This window comes from Ramlibacter aquaticus (assembly GCF_015159745.1).
GTDB lineage: Bacteria > Pseudomonadota > Gammaproteobacteria > Burkholderiales > Burkholderiaceae_C > Ramlibacter > Ramlibacter aquaticus.
In genome coordinates, this window is sequence record NZ_JADDOJ010000121.1 from 1 (window position 1) to 7793 (window position 7793).

Genomic DNA, 7793 nt, shown 5'->3' on the forward strand with positions numbered 1-7793 from the left:
GGGAATCGTGTCGCATGTCTCACCTTGGGGCATTCAGGTGAGCGCGGTTGGGTCATCTCAAGCCTGACGCCGGCGCGATGGCCGGGCGCTGCAGCGCTCCTTGAGGAGGCCCCATTCTAAAGGAGGCGAAAAAAATCCCCCGGAACCTTCCCGTTCCGGGGGATGTGCAGGGGTCGGGCAGGAGAAACTTGCAAACGCGCCCAACCGAGGAGACCGTCCATCTCCTAGCACGTGCCGTGCCAGGTCTTGGGACGGACGGCCCTCAGGCCGCTTCGCGGTAGAAGAATTCGCGCTGGCGCGAGCGGGCCTGCAGGGGCGCCACGGCCTGGCGGATGGCGCTGATGTGCTCCGGCGTGGTGCCACAGCAGCCGCCCACGATGTTGACCAGGCCCTCGGCGGCGAAGTCCTGCAGCAGCCGGGAGGTGACCTCCGGGGTCTCGTCGAAGCCGGTGTCGCTCATGGGGTTGGGCAGGCCGGCGTTGGGGTAGCAGCTGATGAAGGTGTCGGGCGCCACCTTGGCCAGCTCCTGGATGTAGGGGCGCATCAGGGCCGCGCCCAGGGCGCAGTTCAGGCCCACCGCCAGCGGGCGGGCGTGGCGGATGCTGTACCAGAAGGCGGTGACGGTCTGCCCCGACAGCAGGCGGCCGGACGCGTCCGTGACCGTGCCGGAGACGATCACCGGCAGGCGCTCGCCCGAGGCCTCGAACCACTCGTCGATGGCGAACAGCGCCGCCTTGGCGTTCAGGGTGTCGAAGATGGTCTCGACCAGGAACAGGTCGGCGCCGCCTTCGGCCAGGGCCTGGGCCTGCTCGTAGTAGGAGGCCCGCAGGGCCTCGAAGTCCACGTTGCGCGCGGCCGGGTCGTTCACGTCCGGGCTGATGCTGGCGGTGCGCGGCGTGGGGCCGAAGGCGCCGGCCACGAAGCGGGGCTGCTGCGGCGTGGAGAACTTGTCCGCCGCCTCGCGCGCCAGCCGGGCCGCGGCCACGTTCATCTCGTACGCCAGGCCGGCCAGGTCGTAGTCTTCCTGGGCGATGCGGGTGGCGCCGAAGGTGTTGGTCTCGATGATGTCCGCGCCGGCGGCCAGGTAGCCCTCGTGGATGTCGCGGATCACGTCGGGCCGGGTCAGGCCCAGCAGGTCGCTGTTGTTGCGCAGGTCCTTGTGGTGGCCGGCGAAGCGCTCGCCGCGATAGTCGGCCTCGGACAGGCGGAAGCGCTGGATCATGGTGCCCATGGCCCCGTCCAGGATCGCGATGCGCTGTTCCAGGATGCCGGGCAGCGCCTGCCCGCGGGTGTAAACAATGGGCTTCATGCCCTCGATTGTAGGGAGCGCCCCAAAGCCGGGGACAATCCGGGCCATCCATGTCGCAAGCGCAAGAGATTCTCCGGGAGGTGTTCGGCTACGCCGGATTCCGCGGGCCCCAGGCGGCCATCGTCGAGCACGTGTCCCAGGGCGGCGACGCCCTGGTGCTCATGCCCACCGGCGGCGGCAAGTCGCTGTGCTACCAGGTGCCGGCCATCCTGCGCCAGCGCACGGGCCACGGCGTGACGCTGGTGGTGTCGCCCCTGATCGCGCTCATGCACGACCAGGTCGGCGCCCTGCACGAGGCCGGGGTCGAGGCGGCCTTCCTCAACTCCAGCCTCAGCGGGGAAGAGGCCGCGGCGGTGGAGCGGCGCCTCATGCGCGGCGAGATCACCCTGCTCTACGCCGCGCCCGAGCGCGTGACCACCCCGCGCTTCGTGGCCCAGCTGGAATCGCTGCACGAGCGCGGCAAGCTGGCCCTGTTCGCCATCGACGAGGCCCATTGCGTGAGCCAGTGGGGCCACGACTTCCGGCCCGAATACCGCGCCCTGGCCCTGCTGCACGAGCGCTGGCCCGACGTGCCGCGCATCGCGCTCACGGCCACCGCCGACGCGCTCACGCGCGAGGACATCGTCGAGCGGCTGCAGCTGCAGCAGGCGCGGCAGTTCGTCAGCAGCTTCGACCGCCCCAACATCGCCTACACCATCGTCGAGAAGCGCGACGCCTTCCCCCAGCTGCTGCGCTTCATCGAGGCCGAGCACGCCGGCGAGGCCGGCATCGTCTACTGCCAGTCGCGCAAGCGCGTCGAGGAGGTGGCGGCCGCCCTGTCCAAGGCCGGCATGCGCGCCCTGCCCTACCACGCCGGCATGGACGCAGCGCAGCGGCAGGAAAACCAGGACCGCTTCCTGCGCGAGGACGGCATCGTGATGGCCGCCACCATCGCCTTCGGCATGGGCATCGACAAGCCCGACGTGCGCTTCGTCGCCCACCTGGACATGCCCAAGAACATCGAGGGCTACTACCAGGAGACCGGGCGCGCGGGCCGCGACGGGCTGCCCGCCGCCGCCTGGATGGCCTACGGCCTGCAGGACGTGGTGAACCAGCGCCGCATGATCGACGAGAGCCCGGCGGCCGAGGAGTTCAAGCAGGTGATGCGCGGCAAGCTGGACGCGCTGCTCGCCCTGGCCGAGGCCACCGACTGCCGCCGCGTGCGCCTGCTGGCCTACTTCGGCGAGGCCTCGCAGCCCTGCGGCAACTGCGACAACTGCCTGTCGCCGCCCGAGGTCTGGGACGGCACCGAGGCGGCGCGCATGCTGCTGTCCACCATCTACCGCGTGCAGCAGGCCAGCGGCATCTCCTTCGGCGCCGGCCACATCATGGACATCCTGCGCGGCAAGGCGACCGAGAAGGTGGCGCAGCACGGCCATGACCGGCTCTCCACCTTCGGCATCGGCGCGGCCTTCTCGGAGGCGCAGCTGCGCGGCGTCCTGCGCCAGCTGATCGCCACCGGCGCGCTGGCCGTGGACGCGTCCGCCTACAACACGCTGCAGCTCACCGAGGGCTCGCGCGCCGTGCTGCGCGGCGGCGTGCAGGTGCAGCTGCGCGAAGCCGTCTCGCAGGGCCGCACGCGCACCCGCACCCGGCGCGGCGGCGCGGAGCCGGCGGCCGTGGCGGCCGGCCTCACGGCCGAGGGCCAGGCACGCTTCGCCAACCTCAAGGCCTGGCGCGCCGAGGTGGCGCGCGAGCACAACCTGCCGGCCTACGTGATCTTCCACGACGCCACCCTGGCCGCCATCGCGGCCCTGGCCCCCGATTCGCTGGAGGCGCTGCAGGGCGTCAGCGGCATAGGCGCGCGCAAGCTGGAGGCCTACGGCGAGGAAGTGCTGCGGGTGGTGAACGCCTGAGGGCGGGGGCCCCGGCGAGCGCGGGGACCCAGAGCGCTTCCGTCCCGTCCCAAGGCGCGAGCGCCCCCTCAGGGACCAGCGAGGCACACGCAGTGGCGAGGTTGGGGGCCAGCGAACCCCACGCAGTAGCAGGCGTGGGGGCTGTTACTGCGTGAACCCGATGGCCCGGGCCTCGCGCACTTCGGGCTTGATGCGGTGCTCGGCTTCCAGCTGCTCCAGGAACTCGTCGGCGTCCATCGTCGCCGCCAGGATCTCCACCTGCCGCTTGACGGCGGCGAAGTCGCCGGGGCAGAGCTGGTCCAGGCGCGTCAGCCGGCTGCGCGCGGCCTCGGTCAGCGCCGCCGCGTCGCCGCCCAGCGCCTCGACGATGAACATGCGCTCGCGCTGCGCCGCCGTGAGCGGCTGGAAGCGGATCTTGAAGGTGAAGCGGCGCAGCGCCGCCTGGTCGATGCGGTCCATCAGGTTGGTGGTGCACACGAAGATGCCGTTGAAGCGCTCCATGCCCTGCAGCATCTCGTTCACCTCGGTGACCTCGTAGGTGCGCTGGGCGCCCCGCCTGTCCTGCAGGAAGCTGTCGGCCTCGTCCAGCAGCAGCACCGCGCGCTCGGCCTCGGCCTCCTGGAACATGGCGGCCATGTTCTGCTCGGTCTCGCCCACGTACTTGCTCATCAGGTCGCTGGCCTGCTTGACCAGCAGCGGCCGGTCCAGGCTGCGTGCGATGTGCTCGGCCAGCGCGGTCTTGCCCGTGCCGGGCGGGCCCCAGAAGCACAGCGTGCCGTGGCCGCGCGCGCGCAGCGCCTCGACGATGCGCGGCAGCTCGAAGCGGCTTTCCACGTGCAGCATGTCCAGGTCCCAGGTGGTGACCACCGGCCGCTCGGCATGGCCGCCGGGCCGCCGGCCCAGCGCCTGGTCGGCGTTGCGCAGCTGGCGCTCGATCAAGGCCTCCATGCCCTCGGGCGCCGCGGCGGCCAGGCCGGCGAAGCGCACCGCGGTGCGGATCTGCGCCGGTGTCAGGCCCTTGCGCTCGGTCAGCTTGCGCAGGAAGGCCTCGCTCACGCCCACGCCGTCCAGGCTCTTGCGCACCAGGGCCTCGCGCGCGCCGGGCGGCGGCGACTTCAGCTCCAGGTGGTAGGCGAAGCGGCGCCGGAAGGCCGGGTCGATCTGCTCGATGCGGTTGGTCACCCACAGCGTGGGCACCGGGTTGGACTCCAGGATCTGGTTCACCCAGGCCTTGCCGCTCACGCTGCCGCTGGTGGGCGCCACCACCTGCTCGGCGCGCGCCATGAACTGCGCCGCCTCGCTGGAGATGGGCGGGAACACGTCCTCCACCTCGTCGAAGAGCAGCGCGGCCTGCGCGCTGCCCTTGAGGAAGACCTGGGCGATCTGCAGCGAGCGGTAGCGATCGCGCCCGGACAGGGAGTTGCCGTCGCGGTCGGCGTACTCCACCTCGTACAGCTCCAGCCCGGCCGCCTGGGCCACCACCTTGGCCAGCTCGGTCTTGCCGGTGCCGGGCGGGCCGTAGAGCAGCACGTTGACGCCCGCCTCCTTGCGCGCCACGGCATTGCGCAGCAGGGTGCACAGCACCTGCGGCTCCTCGCCGGCGAAATCGAAATCCACCAGGCCCAGGCCGGTCTTGCTGCACGGGCGCGTGAACACCGCCATCAGCTCGTTCTCGTCGCGGTACTCGCGCATCAGCACCGGCGGCAGCTTCTCGCTGACCTTCATCAGGTCGGCCAGGTCGGTGATGTTGTGTTCGGAGATCAGGTTCTCGACCAGGCCGATGCGCTCCAGGCGAGAGCCCGCGCGCAGCGCCTCGCCCACCTCGGTGGCGTTGACGCCGGCGACGTCGGCCAGGGCGGCGTAGGCCTCGGGCGCGTTGTTGACCTTGAACTCGACCAGGATGCTGCGCAGGTCGCGCTGGTAGCGCGCCAGCGTGCCGTAGAGCAGCAGCGCGCGCTCGGCACGGTTGAGCTGCAGCAAGCCGGACAGCGCATCGATGTTCTTCTCGACCAGGGTGGACTGCTTCTTCAGGGCCTGCGTCAGCCAGTCGCCGGTCACGCCCAGGACCGAGAGCAGGTCCTTGGGCTGGTCCTTGGCGTACTCGTCCAGGTAGAAGAAGAGCGTGCCTTCCTCGTAGGGGCCGCGCCACACGCCGTGGCGCTCCAGGAATTCACGCGGGCCCAGGGCCTCGTGGTCGCGCCAGAACTCGTTGTCGCGGCAGCGGCGGGCGAGGAAGTCGCGCAGGCGCAGCAGCGAGCTCGCCGGCCACACCAGGTGCCGGCCCGCCAGCGACAGCAGGCCGTTCAGGTCGCGGCGCACGTTGAACTTGGCGCCCTGCTTGGCCGCGAGCGTCAGGACGAAGTGCGAGCACATGAGGTCCAGCACCGGCGCCTCTCGAAGGCCCGGCGAGGGAAACAGCTGCACGTCCGCGGAACGCTTGCCCATAGGTCGCCTCCACGATAAAGCGGGTTCATGCTACATGGAAGATGCGCATGATGGGAAATGCCCGGGTTTGAGCCCCGAATCCCGTCAGAATCGCGCACCACCCTGTCACTTTCACATGGTCACGCTCGAAGACATACGCGCCGCCCGCCGCCGATTGCAGGGCCAGGTCCTGGAGACGCCCTGCGTGGAATCGCGCACGCTCTCGCAGATCACGGGGGCGCAGGTGTTCCTCAAGTTCGAGAACCTGCAGTTCACGGCCTCCTTCAAGGAGCGGGGCGCCTGTAACAAGCTTTCCCAGCTGACCGCCGAGGAAGCGGCCCGCGGGGTCATCGCCATGAGCGCGGGCAACCACGCCCAGGGCGTGGCCTACCACGCGCAGCGCCTGGGCCTGCGCGCCGTGATCGTGATGCCGCGCTTCACGCCCGGCGTGAAGGTGGAGCGCACGCGCAGCTTCGGCGCCGAGGTGGTGCTGGTGGGCGACACCCTGGACGCCGCCCGCGAGCACGCGCTGGGCCTGGCCCGCGAGCAGGGCATGACCTTCGTCCACCCCTACGACGACGAACAGATCGTGGCCGGCCAGGGCACGGCCGGCATCGAGATGCTGGAGCAGGTGCCCGATCTGGATTGCATCGTGGTCGCGGTGGGGGGCGGCGGCTGGATCGCGGGCATCGCCGTGGCGGCCAAGGCGATGAAGCCGGGCATCGAGCTGGTGGGCGTGCAGACGCTGCGCTTCCCGTCCATGTACAACGCGGTCAAGCACCAGCACCTGGCGCAGGGGACCAGCACCATCGCCGAGGGGATCGCGGTGGGCACGCCCGGCCACATCACCGAGGCGCTGGTGGAGCGCTACGTGGACGACCTGCTGCTGGTGGACGAGGGCGACATCGAGCAGGCCATCGTGATGCTGCTGGAGATCGAGAAGACCCTGGTCGAGGGCGCGGGCGCCGCGCCGCTGGCGGCCATGCTCAAGCAGCCCGAGCGCTTCCGCGGCCGCAAGGTGGGCCTGGTGCTGGGCGGCGGCAACATCGACCCCATGCTGCTGGCCGCCATCATCGAGCGCGGCATGGTGCGCGCGGGCCGCCTGGCCCGGGTGCGCGTGTGCGCGCGGGACGTGCCCGGCTCGCTGGCCCGCATCACCGCCATCGTGGGCGAGGCGGGCGCCAACGTGGACGAGGTGCACCACCAGCGTGCGTTCACCCTGCTGGCGGCGCAGAACGTGGAGATCGAACTCGTGCTGCAGACCCGCGGCCGCGAGCACATCGCCGCCGTGCTGCAGGCGCTGCGGGCCGGCGGCTTCGAGGCCGAGGAGCAGAAATAGATGGCCACGGCCGACACCCTGCAGGCGGCCCTGGCCGCGTACTTCGCCCCCTGGGTGCAGGACCTGGGCCTGCGGGTCGAGCCGCTGGCGGGCGAAGGCGTGGTGCTGCGGCTGCCCCGGTCGGACCGCCTGTCGCGCGTGGGCGGCATGCTGAGCGGCCAGGCCATGATGGCCGCTGCCGACACCGCCATGGTGCTGGCGCTGGTCCGCCACTTCGGTGAGTTCAGGCCCTGCACCACGGTGCAGATGAATTCCAGCTTCCTCAAGCCCCTGTCCGGCCAGGACGCGCTCGTCCAGGCCCGGGTGCTGCGGGCCGGCCGCAGCCTGGCCTTCGGCGAGATCGACATCACCGGTGCCGACGATGGCCAGAGCGTCAGCCGCAGCAGCGTCACCTGCGCGCTGCTGTAGGGCGCCCGCCTGCGGCTAGAATCTGCGCCAGAGACAAACGCACACCACCCGAGGACCCCATGGCCAGCAGCGAACACAGCACCACCCAGGAATCCACCGACGCGGTCGAAGCGGTCGTCCCCATGATTCCCATCGTGCTGCCGGTCGTCGGTGGGGTGCTGATGTTCCTGCTCGCTTTCATCGCGATCTACATGGCCTGACGCACCCGCGTTCCGCCTGCGCAAGAGCCCGGCCTGGCCGGGCTTTTTCTTTGGGCGGCTCGCTTCGTTCCTTGCATAAAGTCATGCACGTTTTGCATGGGTTTTGCCCTGCGAAACCGCCCCGCCACGGCCACGGGCAGGGCCCCTTTCATAAAATCGACTTGCAAGCCGACCCGCGGACAGTGAGCCACCGCTTCACGCCCCCCGTTGCTGCCCAC

General features: G+C 70.7%; 6 protein-coding genes and 1 riboswitch. Of the genes, 4 read left to right on the top strand and 2 right to left on the bottom strand.

The features are described from left to right. Positions 1-32 precede the first annotated feature (32 nt). Positions 33-108: riboswitch (S-adenosyl-L-homocysteine riboswitch) on the bottom strand. Between the two features lie 154 nt (positions 109-262). Further along, positions 263-1309, bottom strand: coding sequence for a homocysteine S-methyltransferase family protein (locus tag IM725_RS19055; RefSeq protein ID WP_193782222.1), 1047 nt, complete (start codon positions 1307-1309; stop codon positions 263-265). Positions 1310-1359: 50 nt separating this feature from the next. On the opposite strand from IM725_RS19055, the gene recQ reads away from it, so the two are divergent. Continuing rightward, entirely contained in the window at positions 1360-3204 is a 1845-nt protein-coding gene (recQ, locus tag IM725_RS19060) for a DNA helicase RecQ (RefSeq protein WP_193782223.1), read from the top strand. Between the two features lie 144 nt (positions 3205-3348). Here the strand turns inward: recQ and IM725_RS19065 are convergent, their stop codons facing one another. Beyond that, positions 3349-5649 carry an ATP-binding protein gene (locus IM725_RS19065; protein WP_193782224.1) on the bottom strand — a complete coding sequence of 767 codons (2301 nt, stop codon included), beginning with the start codon at positions 5647-5649 and terminating at the stop codon, positions 3349-3351. A 115-nt stretch (positions 5650-5764) separates the two neighbouring features. Here IM725_RS19065 and IM725_RS19070 point away from each other — a divergent pair, with 115 nt between their 5' ends. From IM725_RS19070 to IM725_RS19080, 3 genes are read left to right on the top strand one after another with little or no spacing between them, the layout of a single operon-like run. Further along, positions 5765-6967 (top strand): threonine ammonia-lyase, encoded by a 1203-nt coding sequence (locus IM725_RS19070; RefSeq protein ID WP_193782225.1) that lies wholly within the window; start codon positions 5765-5767, stop codon positions 6965-6967. Further along, the gene (locus IM725_RS19075; protein ID WP_193782226.1) at positions 6968-7375 is read left to right on the top strand and encodes a PaaI family thioesterase; all 408 of its coding nucleotides are present in this window, start codon (positions 6968-6970) and stop codon (positions 7373-7375) included. It begins immediately after the preceding gene. 59 nt (positions 7376-7434) lie between these two features. Next, complete coding sequence (locus IM725_RS19080) at positions 7435-7575, top strand: hypothetical protein (protein WP_193782227.1); 141 nt, start codon at positions 7435-7437, stop codon at positions 7573-7575. Positions 7576-7793 lie beyond the last annotated feature (218 nt).